Genomic DNA, 17,114 nt, shown 5'->3' with positions numbered 1-17,114 from the left:
AGTGATATGTTTCCAAAAGAGTACGATGTAATTGTTGTCGGTGCTGGCCACGCAGGATCTGAGGCCGCTGCCGCTGCCGCCAATATGGGCTCCAAAACCCTATTGGTTACAATGAATTTGCAGACAATAGCACAAATGAGTTGCAACCCGGCAATGGGGGGCATAGCCAAGGGACAGATTGTTCGAGAAATTGATGCGCTTGGCGGTTATAGCGGAATTGTGTCTGATAAAACTGCAATTCAATTCAAGATGCTCAACAAATCAAAAGGACCCGCTATGTGGAGTCCTCGCGTTCAGAGCGACCGCATGCGTTTTGCCGAAACTTGGCGGATTATGCTTGAGCAAACTCCGAATCTTGATTTTTATCAGGAAATGATCTCAGGAATTATCGTTCAAAATGGAAGGATTAAAGGGGTTAGAACTTCATTGGGTTTAGAAATTAAAGCTAAAAGTGTTGTCCTAACAAACGGAACTTTTTTAAATGGATTAATTCATATCGGGGATAAGCAATTTGGGGGTGGACGAGCTGGTGAAAAAGCCTCCACTGGTATAACCCAGGATTTAATAAATTTAGGTTTTGAGGCAGGAAGAATGAAAACGGGGACGCCTCCGAGAGTAGATGGTCGCTCATTGGATTTTTCCAAAATGATTGAACAGCCCGGTGATGACGTTCCTGAAAAGTTTTCTTTTTCTGATGAAACTGCACCTTTAAAGAACCAGCGCTCATGCCATATGAGTTATACTAGTTTAGATGTACACGATATTTTACGTGAAGGGTTTGACAGATCGCCAATGTTTAACGGTGCTATTAAAAGTCTCGGCCCAAGATATTGTCCTTCAATTGAGGACAAAATCAATCGATTTGCAGATAAAGATAGACATCAGCTTTTTGTGGAGCCAGAGGGTTGGGATACGGTAGAATATTATATAAATGGGTTTTCAACCTCCCTTCCCGAGGATGTACAATTTAAAGCATTGCGCCAAGTTGCGGGCTTTGAAAATGTAAAGTTTTTCCGTCCCGGTTATGCAATTGAATATGATTATTTTCCGCCAACGCAATTAAAACATACTTTGGAGACTAAACTTGTTTCGGGTCTCTATTTTGCCGGACAAATTAATGGAACAACCGGTTATGAAGAAGCAGCCTCACAAGGATTAATGGCCGGTATAAATGCGCATCTTAAAGTTCAGGATAAAGATCCTTTTACGCTACAAAGAAATGAAGCGTATATTGGTGTTTTGATAGATGACCTTATAACAAAAGGCACGGAAGAGCCTTACAGAATGTTTACTTCACGGGCGGAATATAGAACGCTCTTGCGCCAAGATAATGCTGACTTCAGATTAACTCCTAAAGCATTCGAAATTGGATTGGCCAATGAAAAGAGAATGCGAAAAATGGAGGAGAAAAAGATTAAATCTGAAGCTTTTGTGCAATTTTTCAAAGAAACCAGCGTCTCGCCGGAAGAAATTAACGAGATATTTTTAGCTCGCGATTCTGCTACGGTAAATCAAAGCGACAAAATGTTTAAATTCTTTTCACGTCCGGAAGTCACAATGGCGGATATGAAAACAATTACTTCTGTAGAGAATTATATAGCAGAAAATGATTTGGACTCTGAAATGATTGAACAGGCGGAAATCCAAGTGAAATATTCCGGCTATATTGAAAAAGAAAAAAATAATGCAGATAAACTAAATAGGTTGGAAGGTTTAAAAATCCCCGTTTCTTTTGATTATTCAAAATTGAAATCACTTTCCTATGAAGCACGGGAAAAACTTTCAAAAATTAAACCCGCAACGGTTTCGCAGGCTTCCCGAATAAGTGGCGTTTCTCCAAACGATATTTCGGTGCTGTTAGTTTATATGGGGCGTTAGACGATTGTTTCACGTGAAACACTATTAAATTTGCAAGAATCAGAAAATAAATATTTATCGGTTAAAGATTTTTTAGTCTCAGGGGAAACTTTTGATTTAATTTATTCAAAAGAGTTGGATCTGCTTATAACCGAACCCGTTCCAAAAACTGAAGATCTCCCAAAATATTACGAAAGCGAGGAGTACATTTCACATACCGACGAAAAGCGCGGCTTGCTTTCCAATCTATATCAATTGGTGAAAAAATGGTCACTTCAGAAAAAAGCAAAATTAATTTATGCTCAAAATAATGGAGCTGGATCTTTATTGGATGTCGGGGCTGGCACTGGAGATTTTTTAAAGATTGCTAAAGAAAAAGGTTGGGAGGTTTATGGAATGGAGCCTAATCCCAATGCATTGAAACTGGCAAATAAAAAGGGAATTAATTTAAAGAGCTCATTAAAGGATTTTGCCGGAAAGCAATTTGATGTTATCACACTTTGGCATGTCCTTGAGCATGTTCCAAATTTAGAAGAAACTATTTCAGAACTATCAAATTTGGTAAAACCAAACGGTACACTGATCATTGCAGTTCCAAATTTTAAAAGCTTTGATGCAAAACATTACGGAAGGTTTTGGGCGGCTTTTGATGTGCCTCGTCATCTTTGGCATTTTTCTAAAGATTCCATTGAAAAACTATTTGCTGAAAAATTTCAACTTAAAAAAATAAAACCAATGATTTTTGATTCGTTTTATGTAAGCCTTCTTTCTGAAAAATATAAAACCGGGAATAATTTTTCTTTTAAAGCGTTTTGGATTGGTTTTATATCAAATATTAAAGCAAAAGCTACAAAAGAATATTCTTCACATATTTACTGCTTCAAAAAACATAATTAAGCCTGTTTGGGCGCCTTTAAGGCACAGTCGGCCCCAAAAGGCGCCTGAGGTAGAGCTGAAATGTTTTCTTCGCTTAGAAGGAAGAAGAAGCGCTTGCTTTTAATAATAAAAATCGATTAGAAATTTATTTTTATAAGATAAATTTATGTGAGTTCGGGTTGATGAATCAATCGAGTCAATTTGATGGAGAGATCTGTAAAAATAATTTTGGCATTACCATTTCGCTCAATGTGATAAGAAGCATCTTCCAAAGCTGAATTAATTTCAAAAATATTATTCTGGTGCACGAATGGAGAAAATTTGGGTAATGAAAAAGTGGCGTCATTGGCATCAAAAAATAATAACGAATTGGCACCGTAATTTTTTAAAAGCGCCTGTCGAAAAACTTCAATGCAATAATTCAGAAATTTTTTTTGGGTTTCCCTTCCCTGTCCGGCAAGTTCATCACTCCAGTCCAACAAATTATTAATAGCACCTTTATTGCCTTTCGCCCTAAAAGCAGTACGCACCCAACTTATAAACCATTTCTCAAAAACTTCATCTTCGCCAGTTTCGTCCAATAACTGCAGTGCTTTATTGTAATCACCTCGCGCTCTACGGGCAGTTTGGACAGCTAACTGTTCTTTTACTCTTAAATTAGATGTTAATGCTTCAGATATATCTGCTTCAGAAAGTAATGGGAAGGTTAACTTTTGGCACCTAGAACGAATTGTAGTGATAATCTGCTCTTCCCGCTCCGTCAGAAGCAGAAGTAGTGTCTTTTCAGTAGGTTCTTCAACCAATTTCAGGATTTTATTGGCACATTCACCGTTCATATTCTCGGCCATCCAAATGATCATCACTTTGTAGCCTCCTTCAAAAGCTTTTAATGATAATTTTTTCGAAATGTTCTCTGCTTCAAATTTGCTAATGTTACCTTGTTTTTTTTCCAGACCTAAACTTTGCAGCCATTCAAAAAGAGATGCGTAGGGATTATTTAAAACAAAACTGCGCCATCCTTCAGCGTAATTATCAGAAATAGCATTTTTCTTTGCAATATCACTTGTATTTACCGGATAAACAAAATGCAAATCGGGATGTATCAATTTTGAAACTTTGTTTTTGCAGGAAATATATTCGGGGCTTCCTTTCTCAAATTGGCTGCAAAGAAGTTCTGAGGCATACGCAATGGCCATTGGCAATAAACCACTGCCGTTAACGCCCGAAAATAGCTGTGCATGCGGAATTCGGCCGTTTTCAACGGTTTTTGAAAGATGTGATTTTAAATTTTGGTGACCGATTACTTCTGAAAAATCCATTCGCAAATCTAAACATTTCTTCGCTTTAATTCCTGATGAAATTCCTGATTCATTTTTTACTATGTAAACGTTTGAAAATTATTTTTAAATGGAATTATTCGCCAAACGATAAATATCAAAAAGGCTATATTTGCTGGATAAAATTTTGAAAGATGAAAACAGTACACGACATAGATTTTAAAGGCAAAAAGGCATTGATACGCGTGGATTTCAACGTGCCGTTGGATGAAAATTTTCACGTTACCGATGATACCCGTATTTGTGCCGCCAAACCAACGATTTTAAAAATTTTGGAAGATGGCGGAAGCTGTGTTTTAATGTCCCATCTCGGAAGGCCAAAAAATAAGGAAACAGAATTTTCACTTCAGCATATTGTTAAGCCTTTATCAGCTATTTTAGGCGTTCAGGTAAAATTTATTGATGACTGCATAGGCGAAAAGGTAGAAACAGCAGTAGCAGATTTAAAATCTGGTGAGATCCTCCTGCTTGAAAATTTGCGATATTATGAAGAAGAAACGAAGGGTGATCGTACTTTTGCCGAAAAACTTTCAAAGCTCGGAGATGTCTATGTAAACGACGCTTTCGGAACCGCACATCGCGCCCATGCCTCTACGGCTATAATTGCTGAATTTTTTCCTGAAAACAAATGCTTCGGCCTCCTGCTCGCTTCGGAAATAGAAAATGTAAAAAAAGTATTGGAAACCAGCGAAAAGCCCGTCACTGCAATAATTGGCGGCGCAAAAGTTTCCTCAAAAATCACAATTATTGAAAATATTCTCGATAAAATTGACCACCTCATAATTGGCGGGGGAATGGCCTTCACTTTTATAAAAGCACAGGGCGGAAAAATAGGCAGTTCGCTGGTGGAAGATGATAAACAAAATCTTGCACTGGAAATTTTAGAAGAAGCAAAAAAGAAAAACGTTTCTGTACATCTACCTGTTGATGCTGTGATTGCTGATGCATTTTCAGATTCCGCAAACACGCAGATTTCCGCAGTTGACAATATACCCGAAGGCTGGATGGGGCTTGACGCAGGGCCTAAAACCAATGAAATTTTTGCGGATGTAATTGCCAATTCCAAAACTATTTTATGGAACGGTCCCGTGGGTGTTTTTGAAATGGAGAAATTTGCTGAGGGGACCAAGATTTTAGGACAAAATATTGCCAGAGCTTCTCAAAATGGTGCTTTTTCACTCGTGGGTGGGGGTGATTCTGTTGCTGCGGTCCAAAAATTTAATCTTGCAGATAAAGTGAGTTATGTATCCACTGGTGGTGGCGCAATGCTGGAAATGCTGGAAGGCAAAACGCTTCCAGGCATTAAAGCCTTGTTATAGAAAAAGTTAAATATCACAATATTAGACTTTTGAGCCTAAAATTTGCGTAATTTCGCGAAATCATTATTTTTGATAAAATTTTTTATTTAAAAAGGCGTTACATTTTTTGAAGAATTCAAATAAATTAACCCTTTGAAAAGGTATTAATCAAGCGAGTTTGTTATAATCCCCAAACGCAATAAGAAGCTGATGAAACTAAACAAAATCCTCCCCCTTGTGCTGTTGCTGGCCTGCAGTATAAGTTTTGCCCAACAGGGCAAAAAGAACAGCAAAAAGCTGAACACAAAAAAAGTTCAGGTAATTGATTCTATAAAAGTTACAAAAATTGCTGAAGAATTACCTTCTACCATAGTGGCTACCTCTCTTAAAGATAGTACTGTCTTTGACCTGAAAGATATGGCCTTGGCTCGAAAAAAAGATAGTCTTTGGCTGAAAGAACTCTACAAATCAGATCTTTTTGAAGATATATATAACAGTGTCGTAAATCAGGAATACGATTTGGTAGATTATGATGAACTTCCAACCGAAGTTTTGAAACAACGCCTAAAAGACCTTGATGCCCGCACTCCCTTCAAAGTAGAGTACAATCCCTCATTGGAAAGTGTTATCAAACATTATTTAAAGAACCGTCGCGGAAGTTTAGAGCGACTTATGGGTCTTAGTGAATATTACTTTCCAATGTTTGAACAGGAACTGGACAGACATAATTTACCTTTGGAATTAAAGTATTTAGCCATTGTAGAATCTGCGTTAAACCCACGCGCTCAGTCAAGGGTTGGCGCAACTGGACTTTGGCAGTTTATGTATCCAACTGGCAAAATGTTTGGGCTGGACGTAAGCTCTTATGTTGATGAACGTTCCGATCCCATTATGGCAACGGAAGCTGCCTGCAAATATTTGAAGAGTTTAAATACCAGTTTCAATGATTGGGATTTGGCACTTGCGGCATACAATTCCGGTCCAGGCAATGTTTCCAAAGCGATACGCCGTTCCGGGGGCAAGACCAATTACTGGAATCTTCGCAATTACCTTCCACGTGAAACAGCGGGATATGTTCCTGCATTTTTGGCTACTATGTACATTTTTGAATATGCACAAGAGCATGGCTTTAAAAAGCAGGGGTCCAGAATTCCTTATATAGCAACTGATACTATTAGGGTTAAGCAGCAGATAACTTTAGATCAGGTAGCAAAACTTACAAATCTCGATAAAGAAGAACTAGAGTTTTTGAATCCATCATATAAGTTAGGCATTATACCTGTAGTGAAAAATGAAAACTACATGTTACGCCTTCCATTGACTGCGGTAGGTACTTTTGTGAATAATGAAAACGCCATCTACGCCTTTGCACAGGAAGAGCAGGAAGAAGCAGAAAAGCCAGCGCCAGAACTATACGAGCAACCTGAAAAAATCCGCTATCGCGTAAAACGTGGTGATTATTTAGGTAGAATTGCCGAAAGATATGGCGTGGGCGTTAGCCAGATTAAGAGTTGGAACGGTATGCGAAGCAATACACTTAGGGCAGGACAGAACTTAATTATTTATCCTAAGAAGAGCGCTCAGGACATTGCCAGCAATACTCCTGCACAATCTCAAAATGTATCTTCGGAAAAGACATATACTGTGCGCAATGGAGACTCGTTATGGAGCATTTCGCAAAAATTTCCTGGAGTTTCAGTCCAAAATATCAAAAATTGGAACGATATTAGTGGCAATAACATAAAGCCCGGAACTAAACTAAAAATATATAAAGGATAGTTCCAAAAACATCCTTTAAATGAAAATAATTAAGATCGCATTATTAGCGTTTGTTGTTGCATTTGCTTCTTGCAACAATAACGGTAAGAGAGACAAATCACTTGTTCCCAATTCTGTTGGTAATATAAATGCCTTACAGATTATCACACCAAACGACCTCTGGAACGGCATTGTTGGTGAAGCTATACGCAATAACTTTGCAGCGCCCACCGATGGTCTCCCGCAAGATGAACCACTTTTTTCAATGAATCAAATGCCACCCGACGCTTTTACGGGTTTTGCTCGTAGTAACAGGCTTTTTTTATATGTGGTTTTGAGTGAAGAAGACAAAGTTACCATTGCTACGGATGAATACGCCAAACCTCAGGCTGGGGCAATAATAAAGGCATCTTCTGAAGAAAAATTGGTTGAGCTTATAAATAAAAATGCAACGCAGATAATTGAAACCTTTCACAAATCTGAAATAAAGGAGCGCCAACGCAGAACAGCTATTTCATTGATGAAAACAGATTCACTTAAAAAAGTGATGGGTGTTAGCCTACAAATACCAAGTGCTTATAGAATTGCAAAGGCAACGGATAGTTTTTTCTGGATGCGAAAAGACTTAAAAGACGGAACGACTAACATCTTGGTATACGAGGTTCCTTTAAAGATGATAACCAACGACAGCACAGCTGTGGGAGATATAATTAAAATCCGTGATTCCATAGGGAGCAGACTGTTGCCCGTGGAGGATGACGGTGAATTTATTACTGAAGATGCCTATGCACCCTATCTTTTCACAACAAAAATTGACGGAAAGTTTGCTTATGAAACTAAGGGTACCTGGGAAGTAAAGGACGATTGGATGGGCGGACCCTTTGTAAATTATGCCGTTCGTGACGAGAAAAACAACCGTTATTTAATTCTGGAAGGTTTTACTTATGCACCCGCAGTGTCGAAAAGAGACTTGCAATTTGAGCTGGAATCAATATTAAACTCTGCCAAAATTGAGTAAATCATAGAAAAATATTTCAAAAAAAAGAGCCTTTCAGTTTAAACTGAAAGGCTCTTTTTTTTGACGAAATGCTATTTTACTTGGTATCGTCAATCTTTTTATCTGTAGAATCGTCTTTAGACGCATCTTTGAATTCTTTAAGGCCGCTTCCCAGTCCACGCATAAGCTCTGGAATTTTCTTTCCCCCGAAAAGCAATAACACGATCACAACAATCAATACAATTTGCCAAGGGCCAATAACACCTAAAGGAAGAAACAATGCACTCATAATTTTAAAAATTTAATTACGCAAAGGTAACAAGAAATGTTTAGATACAACGTTTTGACATTAACTTTAGCGTGTGGGGCTTCAGTTTATTTTATATTTGTAAAAAGCAATTGCAGATTATGACCCAAAAAGAAAAAAGAACCAAAAAGTTCAAAAAGAAGCTTTTGCACAAATACCGCTTGGTAATTCTAAACGAGGAAACTTTTGAAGAACGCTTCTCGTTTAAACTGAATAGACTGAATGTGTTTGTTTTCAGTACTCTTTTTGCCTTATTTCTTATATTGGCAACTACTTTTATAATTGCTTTTACGCCTCTTCGTGAATATATTCCGGGCTATTCTTCCACGGCTTTAAAAAAGAAAGCCACAAGTTTAGCGTATAAAACAGACTCATTACAGCAGATTCTTGATGTAAATGAGCAATACCTTGCTTCTATCAAAAAAGTCCTTACAGGCGACGTAAAAACTGTAAATTTCAACAAAGATTCACTCATTGAGGTAGCCAAAACAGACCCTTCCGTTTTAATACGTACTTCCAGAAAAGACTCTTTGCTTAGACAAGCAGTTGCCAAAGAAGATAAATACAACCCTTTGATTGCTCCACAAGTCCAACAATATGCACTCTTTGCACCTGTAAAAGGCGCTATTTCGGAAAATTATGATTCCAGGTCAAAACACTACGCAGTTGATGTGGTTACAGCCAAGGATTCACCAGTGAAGGCTGTTGCCGATGGGACGGTTATTTTTGCTGAATGGACCGCTGCAACGGGATATGTTATAATTTTGAAACATGACAACAACCTGATTTCCGCTTATAAGCATAATGCAATGCTCACTAAGGAACAGGGCGAAATTGTTAAAGCGGGTGAAGTGATTGGAACAGTAGGAAATACTGGCGAACTCACTACTGGCCCCCATTTACATTTTGAACTTTGGCGTGATGGCTTCCCCGTTAACCCAACAAGTTTCATCGACTTTGACTGATAGCCTATGTTCATAAAATCACTCGGCGCAAAGATATTTGCCAAAATTGTTGTAAACAGAATCCAGAACTGGGCCACAAAACCTGTTGAAACCCAGCAAAAGGTTTTTGAGGCTTTAATTGCGGATGCAAAAAATACTGCCTTCGGAAAAGATCACGATTTTGAAAATATAAATTCTTTTGAAGATTTTGCAAAGAAGGTTCCAATTCGCGATTATGAAGATTTAAAGCCCTATGTAGAACGTGTGGTTGCTGGGGAAGAAAATATTTTATGGAACGGAAAACCGCTCTATTTTGCGAAAACTTCCGGCACAACGTCAGGCGCGAAATATATTCCACTTACCAAGGAATCTATGCCATATCACATTGAAGCCGCCCGCAACGCAATTTTATGTTACATAAACGAAACTGGTAACGCCAAATTTGTAAATGGTAAAATGATATTTCTACAGGGAAGCCCAGAAATGCAGGAGAAGAACGGAATTAAGGTAGGCCGGCTTTCTGGCATCGTTGCACATTACGTTCCCGCATATCTTCAAAAAAACCGTTTGCCAAGCTTGGAAACTAATTGCATAGACGATTGGGAAACTAAAGTTGACGCCATTGTTGAGGAAACTAAGGATGAAAATATGACCGTTATCAGCGGCATTCCCTCGTGGGTGCAGATGTATTTTGAAAAACTTCAGAAAAAAACCGGGAAGAAGGTGGGCGACCTTTTTAAAAACTTCAACCTCTTCATTTACGGCGGTGTCAATTTTGAACCCTATCGCGCCAAGTTTGAAAATTTAATAGGAAGAAAGGTTGACAGCATCGAATTGTTTCCTGCCAGTGAGGGCTTTTTTGCATTTCAGGATAGCCAAAAGGAAAGAGGAATGTTGCTGCTTTTAAACTCGGGAATTTTCTATGAATTCATTAAAGCAGGTGAATTTTTTGATGAAAACCCGAAACGATTGACAATTGGCGAAGTTGAAATGGGCGTGAATTATGTAATGATAATTTCAACAAACGCAGGGCTTTGGGCCTATAATCTGGGCGATACCGTGCAGTTTACTTCAACGAAACCCTATCGTGTAATTGTTTCCGGAAGAATAAAACATTTTATTTCGGCTTTTGGGGAGCACGTGATTGGAAAAGAAGTGGAAGAAGCGATGAACAAGGCTATTTCAAAATTCAATTTTTCGATTACCGAATTTACCGTTGCCCCGCAAATTACGCCTTCCGAAGAAAACCTTCCATATCACGAATGGCTAGTAGAATTTGAAACTCTACCTGAAAACCTTCAAAAAGTAGCTGAATTTCTTGATGCCGAAATGCAACAACAAAACTCTTATTATTTCGATTTAATTGAAGGAAAAGTACTTCAATCATTAAAGATTTCATCACTTAAACGGGATAGTTTTCAGCAATATATGAAATCACAGGGCAAACTGGGCGGCCAAAACAAGGTGCCGCGACTTTCCAACGATCGTAAAATTGCTGATGCACTACTTCAAATACAGCCCCAAAATTAGTGTTATCTTTGCACCCAATGAATAAATTGAAATCACATACAAGAACACGTGCCCAAGAGAGCACGCAGGCCATTGAGCGGCTTTATATAACAATGCGCCACCTCTTTAATCGGGGGTTTTACAAGCCTATGGGAGTTTCGGGAGAAACACTTCGTGAATCATTATTAACCCTTCGTCCTGAAATCTATGGCTCTATAAAAGAAGAAAAAATTGAATTGCAGGGTCTGCTTTACGTGATGGACCGTTTGCCGTACGGAATTGAGGAATGCCGATTTATTAACTTAACCAGTGATGAAGGTTACAAAAACTCACATTTTGAACCCATAATTCCCCTAAAACGCCGCCGAAATTGTTACCGAATAGATTCGGAACAAATGAATATTGAAATTACGCGTGGCCGTTCGGAAATCTATGATATTCTAACGCACCTTACCTTTCTTTTCATAGAGTCGCACAAAATTATGAAGCAGGTGCTCATTAACGAGAACGGCGAAGTGATTCGCGATTGGAAAAAGCTAGAACAAGCTGTTCTCAAAAAAGGGAAACTTTCACAGGAGGAAAAGGAAGTGGCCCTTACGCACACTGCAAATTTTCTGGGAAGAACCTTTGAAGAAGTAAAAAGCGTATATCCCTTTTTCGCAAGTGAAAAGAACGAGAACCGTTTCTTTAATATTATCTATTTTTTAGGAAAGCTTGCCATAGATGAAATTATTGAAGATAATAAACGTATAATTACTTTTAGTCCGGTTTTGCGCGAGCGTCTGGGACATCACATTCACGGCGAACTGTGGGCCTATGCTATAAAACACGCGCTTCAAGATAAAGGCTTATTGGAGCGTCCGTTGCATATTATAAGTGCCAATATGCACAGCGTAATGAACAGTTTATATGGTCCAAAGGCGCTTTCGGCAGAATTCTCAAAGAAAAAAGCGATGGAGGTTTTTGAGGCACTCAGTATTGCTTCCAACGGTAAGCTCCGTGAAAAAGTAAACAAAACCGCGCTCGCGGAAGGAATGATGTTTATTGAGGACCAAAGCGGGACAAATATTGATGTGCAAATAATTGATACCTCCAAAATTAAACAAAGTCCCTATATAGAAGGGTTGAAGGAGGTTGAGAACTCAAAAAAACCTGTCATAATTGTGATGGATTATGCATTTGGCGAGCAAGCCTATGAAACAATGGACGAGCTTTTAAAACCATTTGTGGATGCTAATAAAGTGCGGCATTTCTTAAATGTGGCTTCAGTCTCTATAATGGGAAAAGCAGGAATTTTGGAAGGTGGAAAGGGCGATATTATGATTCCGTCAGCCCATGTTTTTGAAGGTACTGCAGACAATTATCCATTCAAAAATAAATTGGACAAATCACTTTTTAAGGATGATGACGTTAAGGTTTGTACAGGAACGATGATTTCGGTGCTGGGAACTTCGCTTCAAAATAGGGATTTGCTGAAATTCTTTCACAATTCAACGTGGAATGTGATTGGACTTGAAATGGAAGGCGCACATTATCAAAAAGCGATTCAGGCAGCTTCCAAAATTAGGCGAAGCATCAGCCCAAAAGTGAAGGTGCGCTATGCCTATTACGCCTCAGATAATCCATTGGAAACCGGAAGCACTTTGGCTTCGGGGGGATTGGGAACAACAGGTGTAAAACCCACCTATTTAATTACCGAAAAGATGTTAAAACAGATTTTAGACACTACTAAAAATTAATTTTGAAAAACGTTAAAGTACTGATTACGGGAGGCGCAGGATTTATAGGTTCCAATTATGTGGAATACGTCCTTAAAAATTCAGAAGATGACATTTTCGTGTTGGACAAGCTAACCTATGCCGGAAATTTGAAGAATTTGGAAGCTGTTTCACATAAAATCACCTTTATAAAAGGAGATATTTGTGATGCTTTTTTTATTCAGGATTTATTTGAAAAACATAAATTTCAAAAAGTAGTACATTTCGCAGCGGAAAGCCATGTGGACAATTCCATTTCGGGACCTTCGGAATTTATTCAAACAAATATAGTGGGCACCTTCAATTTACTTCAGAGCGCTTACAAAACCTGGATGAACGGCCCGAATGATTTGAAAGATGAATTTAAAAATGCCCGTTTTCTGCACATTTCCACAGATGAGGTTTACGGCACTTTGGGAGAAACGGGACTTTTTACGGAAGAAACGCCTTATGCGCCGAATAGTCCGTACAGTGCTTCAAAGGCATCCTCAGATTTTATTGTGCGCAGTTATTTTCACACTTATGGTTTGCCGGTTGTAACTACAAATTGCTCAAATAATTATGGACCCAATCAGCATAAGGAAAAATTGATTCCAACGATTATTCGCAAAGCAATTTCGGGTGAACCCATCCCAATTTACGGCGACGGAAAAAACGTGCGCGATTGGCTTTACGTGATGGACCATTGCAGCGGAATTTATTTGGCTTTGAAAAATGGAAAGCTCGGCGAAACCTATAACATCGGCGGTCGCAATGAACGTGAAAACCTTTATATTGCAAACGTTATCTGTGAATTGCTGGATGAAATGCTTCCGAAGGATTCGCCGCATAAAGAACAAATAACATTTGTAAAAGACCGTCCAGGCCACGATTTTAGATACGCTATTGATGCTTCAAAAATAGAAAATGAACTTGGTTGGAAGGCGAAAGAAAATTTTGAGACAGGCATTCGGAAAACGATTGCTTGGTATTTGAAAAATAGAGATAGATTGTAATTTAAAACCACGAGTTCAAGAATAATTGTAAAAAAGTATTCGTGAATTCGTGGCAAAATAAACACAAATGAAAGGAATAATTTTAGCAGGAGGTTCGGGCACCCGTTTGCACCCCATCACCTTGGCTGTGAGCAAGCAGTTGATGCCGGTGTATGACAAACCGATGATTTATTATCCGCTATCAACCCTTATGTATGCTGGTATTCGGGATATTTTGATTATTTCTACACCGCAGGATCTTCCGCTTTTCAAACAACTTTTGGGCGATGGTAAAAAATTGGGCTGTAATTTTCAATACGCCGAACAGGCAAATCCAAACGGCCTTGCGGAAGCTTTTATTATTGGAAAGGATTTTATAGGAAATGATAAAGTGGCATTGATACTTGGCGACAATATTTTTTACGGTTCTGGTTTAAAGGAATTGTTGCAATCAAACAACAATCCCGATGGGGGCGTGATTTATGCATACCACGTTTTAGACCCCGAAAGATATGGGGTTGTGGAGTTTGATAAAAGCGGAAAAGCGCTTTCCATTGAGGAAAAACCCAAAAGCCCAAAATCAAATTACGCGGTTCCGGGTATTTATTTTTACGACAATAGCGTTGTGGAAATTGCGGCCAACATAAAACCCAGCGCCCGTGGCGAACTGGAAATAACCGATGTAAACAACGAATATTTAAAAAAGGGAAAACTGAGTGTCAGCATACTGGACAAAGGTACCGCTTGGCTGGATACCGGAACTTTTGCTTCCTTGATGCAGGCTGCCCAATTTGTTGAGGTTATTGAGGAAAGACAGGGCCTAAAAATTGGCGCCATCGAAGAAGCTGCGTATGAAATGGGCTATATTTCAAAAGAACAATTAGTGGCTTTGGCAGAACCTTTATTGAAAAGCGGCTACGGAAAACATTTACTTCAACTAAATTAGATTTGGAAATACAACACACCCCATTAAAAGATTGTTTTATTTTGAAACCGAATGTCTTTAGGGACGAACGCGGACTTTTTTATGAAACCTACAATCAAAAAGTTTTTGAAAAAGTTACTGGACTTAATATTGATTTTGTGCAGGATAACCAGTCGGTTTCTTCAAAAGGAGTGTTGCGCGGACTTCATTTTCAAAATGGAAAAATGGCCCAGGCCAAGTTGGTTCGTGTTGTGAAAGGCAAGGTTTTGGACATTGTGGTGGATATCCGAAAAGATTCAGAAACCTTCGGAAAATCATTTTCGGTGGTTTTGGATGATGTGGAACATCTGCAATTATTTGTTCCCCGCGGGTTTGCACATGGTTTTATTACACTTTCCGAACAATCCATTTTTTCATATAAATGTGATAATTATTACGATAATGCTTCGGAAAGCGGAATAATCTATAATGACGCAACCTTGGCATTAGATTGGTATCTTCCAAAGGAAGAATTTATTATTTCAGAAAAAGATTTGGAACTTCCCAATTTTGGAGAAGCGGTAAGTCATTACCCTAGCAATTCTTAAAGGGAAGGCTGCGAGAATTGAGTTTAAAACAATGATAATTGTCTTATTTTATTGATAATATAATTAAAAGGATAGGGTAAAAGTCCCCTTCGGGGATTTAGGGGCTATGAAAAAAATATTGGTTACAGGCGCAAACGGACAATTGGGAAGATGCATAAAAGATGCAGCTGCCAGTTTTCCCGACCTTGAATTTGTCTTTGTTTCAAAGGAAGAACTTGATATTCAAGAAGAAGATTCATTAAGGAAATTCTTTAAAAAAAATAATTTTTCACACTGTATTAATACTGCAGCATATACCAATGTTGAAAAGGCAGAAAGTGAATCTGAAAAAGCGTTTGCTATCAACGCTGAAGCCGTAAAAAATTTGGCGAGTATTTGCAAAGATAATGATGTTGTTTTACTGCACGTTTCCACAGATTACGTTTTTGATGGAAAAAAGAAATCACCTTATTTCGAAACTGACGCTACAAACCCCATCAATATTTACGGGGCTTCTAAGTTGAAAGGAGAAAAAAATATAAAAGAAATATGCACTAAGTATTTTATATTTCGCTCCTCGTGGCTGTATTCGCAATACGGGCATAATTTTTTGAAAACGATCTTAAGATACGCTGAAGAAGGAAAATCACTTACAATCACAACCGAACAGACGGGAACGCCCACGAACGCAAATGATTTGGCGAAAGCGCTATTACAGGTAATTGCGCAAGATTCAACAAATTATGGCGTTTACCATTACAGCAACAGCGGCAAAACCACCTGGTTTGGCTTTGCCGAGGAGATACTTAAGCAAACGGAAAAATTAAAAGATGCAAATCTTGCAAAAACAAACCATTACCGTACTTTTGCCGCACGCCCGGTATATAGCGTTTTAGATAACGCAAAGGCATTGAACAATTTAAGTATTAAGCAGATAGATTGGCAGGAAAGCCTAGAATCTGTATTAAAAAAGACAGTCATTAATTTATAATATTAGTTTATATGGCACAGCAAAATTCATCGGAAGAGGTTGATTTGGGGTATTTGTTTAGGTCAATTGGAGGGCTTTTTAAAAAGCTGGCAAGAGTATTATTTCTTGTTATTTCTTTCTTTAAAAAATATCTAATTGTAACATTAGTTTTGATTATCATAGGTTTTGGAATAGGTTATTATTTAGACAGTGTTAGTGAACCAGTTTTTCAAAATGAATTAATAGTAATTCCCAATTTTGAAAGTACAGATTATTTATATGAAAAAGTAGAAGCTTTTAATTTAAAAAAAGACGCAAAGGATTCAATTTTTTTTAAATCTATTTTAGGTGAAGATTATCTAGATTTCGCTAATATTGAAATTGAACCAATAGTCGATATTTATAATTTCATGGCGGAAAAGAAAGACTATTTAGAAACTTTAAAAATTTTATATGATGATAAAGATCCTGAAGAATTTCTAAAAGACAAAACTATAAGTAAATATTATAAATATCATAAGATTAATATTATCTGCAAAGGCGATAATTCAGAGCAAATTTCAAATCGCATTCTTGAATATTTCAACAGTAATGAACATTTTAAGCTTTATCAACAAGTTGGTCTTAGAGATACTGAAATACAAATTTCCCAAAACGAAAAAATGGTTTCTCAAATTGATTCCGTTATGAAAGCTGTTTCGGAAAATACGGATTCAAAGCAAGCACAATCAGTTTATATTAGTACCCAAAGTGATCTGTATCAAATGATAAATACTAAACAAGCTCTACTTAATAATAGATTCAAGTTACAGACCAAATTTATAGATCAACATGAAATTATCAAATTAGTTAGTGCCAATTACAATATGGAACCTGAAAGGATTTTGCACATTTCAAATAAAGTTAAATATCCGCTATTGTTTGTCTTTTTGTTTTCTTTAGTTTTTTTCATCCTTTATATTTTAAAAAAGTTGAAAAATTATGCTAATACAGCTAATTAAATTAGTGAAATAATATAACTCTTTCTGATTCTTCAAAA

At 37.7% G+C, this 17,114-nt stretch carries 15 protein-coding genes; 13 read left to right on the top strand and 2 right to left on the bottom strand.

Annotated elements, in window-relative coordinates:
- Nucleotides 1-6: 6 nt before the first annotated feature.
- Nucleotides 7-1,878 carry a tRNA uridine-5-carboxymethylaminomethyl(34) synthesis enzyme MnmG gene (mnmG, locus tag AC58DT_RS07830; protein ID WP_497216315.1) on the top strand — a complete coding sequence of 624 codons (1,872 nt, stop codon included), beginning with the start codon at nt 7-9 and terminating at the stop codon, nt 1,876-1,878.
- 237 nt (nt 1,879-2,115) lie between these two features.
- Entirely contained in the window at nt 2,116-2,754 is a 639-nt protein-coding gene (locus AC58DT_RS07825; RefSeq protein WP_497216314.1) for a class I SAM-dependent methyltransferase, read from the top strand.
- Nucleotides 2,755-2,897: 143 nt separating this feature from the next.
- Here AC58DT_RS07825 and AC58DT_RS07820 read toward each other — a convergent pair whose 3' ends face one another.
- Nucleotides 2,898-4,052 (bottom strand): DNA polymerase III subunit, encoded by a 1,155-nt coding sequence (locus AC58DT_RS07820; protein ID WP_497216313.1) that lies wholly within the window; start codon nt 4,050-4,052, stop codon nt 2,898-2,900.
- Nucleotides 4,053-4,204: 152 nt separating this feature from the next.
- On the opposite strand from AC58DT_RS07820, the gene AC58DT_RS07815 reads away from it, so the two are divergent.
- The 3 genes from AC58DT_RS07815 to AC58DT_RS07805 all read left to right on the top strand — a co-directional run bounded on the left by AC58DT_RS07815 (nt 4,205) and on the right by AC58DT_RS07805 (nt 8,144).
- The gene (locus tag AC58DT_RS07815; RefSeq protein ID WP_497216312.1) at nt 4,205-5,389 is read left to right on the top strand and encodes a phosphoglycerate kinase; all 1,185 of its coding nucleotides are present in this window, start codon (nt 4,205-4,207) and stop codon (nt 5,387-5,389) included.
- A gap of 189 nt (nt 5,390-5,578) precedes the next feature.
- Nucleotides 5,579-7,147 (top strand): LysM peptidoglycan-binding domain-containing protein, encoded by a 1,569-nt coding sequence (locus tag AC58DT_RS07810; RefSeq protein ID WP_497216311.1) that lies wholly within the window; start codon nt 5,579-5,581, stop codon nt 7,145-7,147.
- A 19-nt stretch (nt 7,148-7,166) separates the two neighbouring features.
- Nucleotides 7,167-8,144 carry a DUF4837 family protein gene (locus AC58DT_RS07805; RefSeq protein WP_497216310.1) on the top strand — a complete coding sequence of 326 codons (978 nt, stop codon included), beginning with the start codon at nt 7,167-7,169 and terminating at the stop codon, nt 8,142-8,144.
- A 76-nt stretch (nt 8,145-8,220) separates the two neighbouring features.
- On the opposite strand, the gene tatA is transcribed toward AC58DT_RS07805, so the two are convergent.
- A complete protein-coding gene (tatA, locus tag AC58DT_RS07800) occupies nt 8,221-8,412 on the bottom strand; it encodes a twin-arginine translocase TatA/TatE family subunit (RefSeq protein ID WP_497216309.1) in 192 nt (63 codons plus the stop codon).
- Between the two features lie 119 nt (nt 8,413-8,531).
- Between tatA and AC58DT_RS07795 the strand changes: the two genes are divergently transcribed.
- From AC58DT_RS07795 to AC58DT_RS07760, 8 genes are all read left to right on the top strand, one after another.
- Nucleotides 8,532-9,395, top strand: a complete 864-nt coding sequence (locus AC58DT_RS07795; protein ID WP_497216308.1) for a M23 family metallopeptidase — start codon at nt 8,532-8,534, stop codon at nt 9,393-9,395.
- A gap of 6 nt (nt 9,396-9,401) precedes the next feature.
- Entirely contained in the window at nt 9,402-10,904 is a 1,503-nt protein-coding gene (locus tag AC58DT_RS07790; RefSeq protein WP_497216307.1) for a GH3 auxin-responsive promoter family protein, read from the top strand.
- Nucleotides 10,905-10,921: 17 nt separating this feature from the next.
- The gene (locus tag AC58DT_RS07785; protein WP_497216306.1) at nt 10,922-12,622 is read left to right on the top strand and encodes a DUF6909 family protein; all 1,701 of its coding nucleotides are present in this window, start codon (nt 10,922-10,924) and stop codon (nt 12,620-12,622) included.
- Nucleotides 12,623-12,624: 2 nt separating this feature from the next.
- Nucleotides 12,625-13,635, top strand: coding sequence for a dTDP-glucose 4,6-dehydratase (rfbB, locus tag AC58DT_RS07780; protein ID WP_497216305.1), 1,011 nt, complete (start codon nt 12,625-12,627; stop codon nt 13,633-13,635).
- 67 nt (nt 13,636-13,702) lie between these two features.
- Complete coding sequence (rfbA, locus tag AC58DT_RS07775) at nt 13,703-14,560, top strand: glucose-1-phosphate thymidylyltransferase RfbA (RefSeq protein ID WP_497216304.1); 858 nt, start codon at nt 13,703-13,705, stop codon at nt 14,558-14,560.
- Between the two features lie 2 nt (nt 14,561-14,562).
- Entirely contained in the window at nt 14,563-15,126 is a 564-nt protein-coding gene (rfbC, locus tag AC58DT_RS07770) for a dTDP-4-dehydrorhamnose 3,5-epimerase (protein WP_497216303.1), read from the top strand.
- A gap of 106 nt (nt 15,127-15,232) precedes the next feature.
- Nucleotides 15,233-16,096 carry a dTDP-4-dehydrorhamnose reductase gene (gene rfbD / locus AC58DT_RS07765; RefSeq protein ID WP_497216302.1) on the top strand — a complete coding sequence of 288 codons (864 nt, stop codon included), beginning with the start codon at nt 15,233-15,235 and terminating at the stop codon, nt 16,094-16,096.
- 11 nt (nt 16,097-16,107) lie between these two features.
- Nucleotides 16,108-17,076: a DUF2273 domain-containing protein gene (locus AC58DT_RS07760; RefSeq protein WP_497216301.1), complete on the top strand. Its 969-nt coding sequence runs from the start codon at nt 16,108-16,110 to the stop codon at nt 17,074-17,076.
- Nucleotides 17,077-17,114 lie beyond the last annotated feature (38 nt).

The organism is Aequorivita sp. CRS11 (genome assembly GCF_059693805.1).
The sequence above is the reverse complement of the archived record's forward strand: the minus strand, read 5'-3'. Positions and strand labels throughout refer to the sequence as shown.

Bases quoted from the DNA above. Each gene is read 5' to 3' on its own strand.
- mnmG (WP_497216315.1), top strand. From the start codon at position 7: ATGTTTCCAAAAGAGTACGATGTAATTGTTGTCGGTGCTGGCCACGCA.
- AC58DT_RS07820 (WP_497216313.1), bottom strand. From the start codon at position 4,052: ATGGATTTTTCAGAAGTAATCGGTCACCAAAATTTAAAATCACATCTT.
- AC58DT_RS07815 (WP_497216312.1), top strand. From the start codon at position 4,205: ATGAAAACAGTACACGACATAGATTTTAAAGGCAAAAAGGCATTGATA.
- AC58DT_RS07810 (WP_497216311.1), top strand. From the start codon at position 5,579: ATGAAACTAAACAAAATCCTCCCCCTTGTGCTGTTGCTGGCCTGCAGT.
- AC58DT_RS07805 (WP_497216310.1), top strand. From the start codon at position 7,167: ATGAAAATAATTAAGATCGCATTATTAGCGTTTGTTGTTGCATTTGCT.
- tatA (WP_497216309.1), bottom strand. From the start codon at position 8,412: ATGAGTGCATTGTTTCTTCCTTTAGGTGTTATTGGCCCTTGGCAAATT.
- AC58DT_RS07795 (WP_497216308.1), top strand. From the start codon at position 8,532: ATGACCCAAAAAGAAAAAAGAACCAAAAAGTTCAAAAAGAAGCTTTTG.
- AC58DT_RS07790 (WP_497216307.1), top strand. From the start codon at position 9,402: ATGTTCATAAAATCACTCGGCGCAAAGATATTTGCCAAAATTGTTGTA.
- AC58DT_RS07785 (WP_497216306.1), top strand. From the start codon at position 10,922: ATGAATAAATTGAAATCACATACAAGAACACGTGCCCAAGAGAGCACG.
- rfbA (WP_497216304.1), top strand. From the start codon at position 13,703: ATGAAAGGAATAATTTTAGCAGGAGGTTCGGGCACCCGTTTGCACCCC.
- rfbD (WP_497216302.1), top strand. From the start codon at position 15,233: ATGAAAAAAATATTGGTTACAGGCGCAAACGGACAATTGGGAAGATGC.
- AC58DT_RS07760 (WP_497216301.1), top strand. From the start codon at position 16,108: ATGGCACAGCAAAATTCATCGGAAGAGGTTGATTTGGGGTATTTGTTT.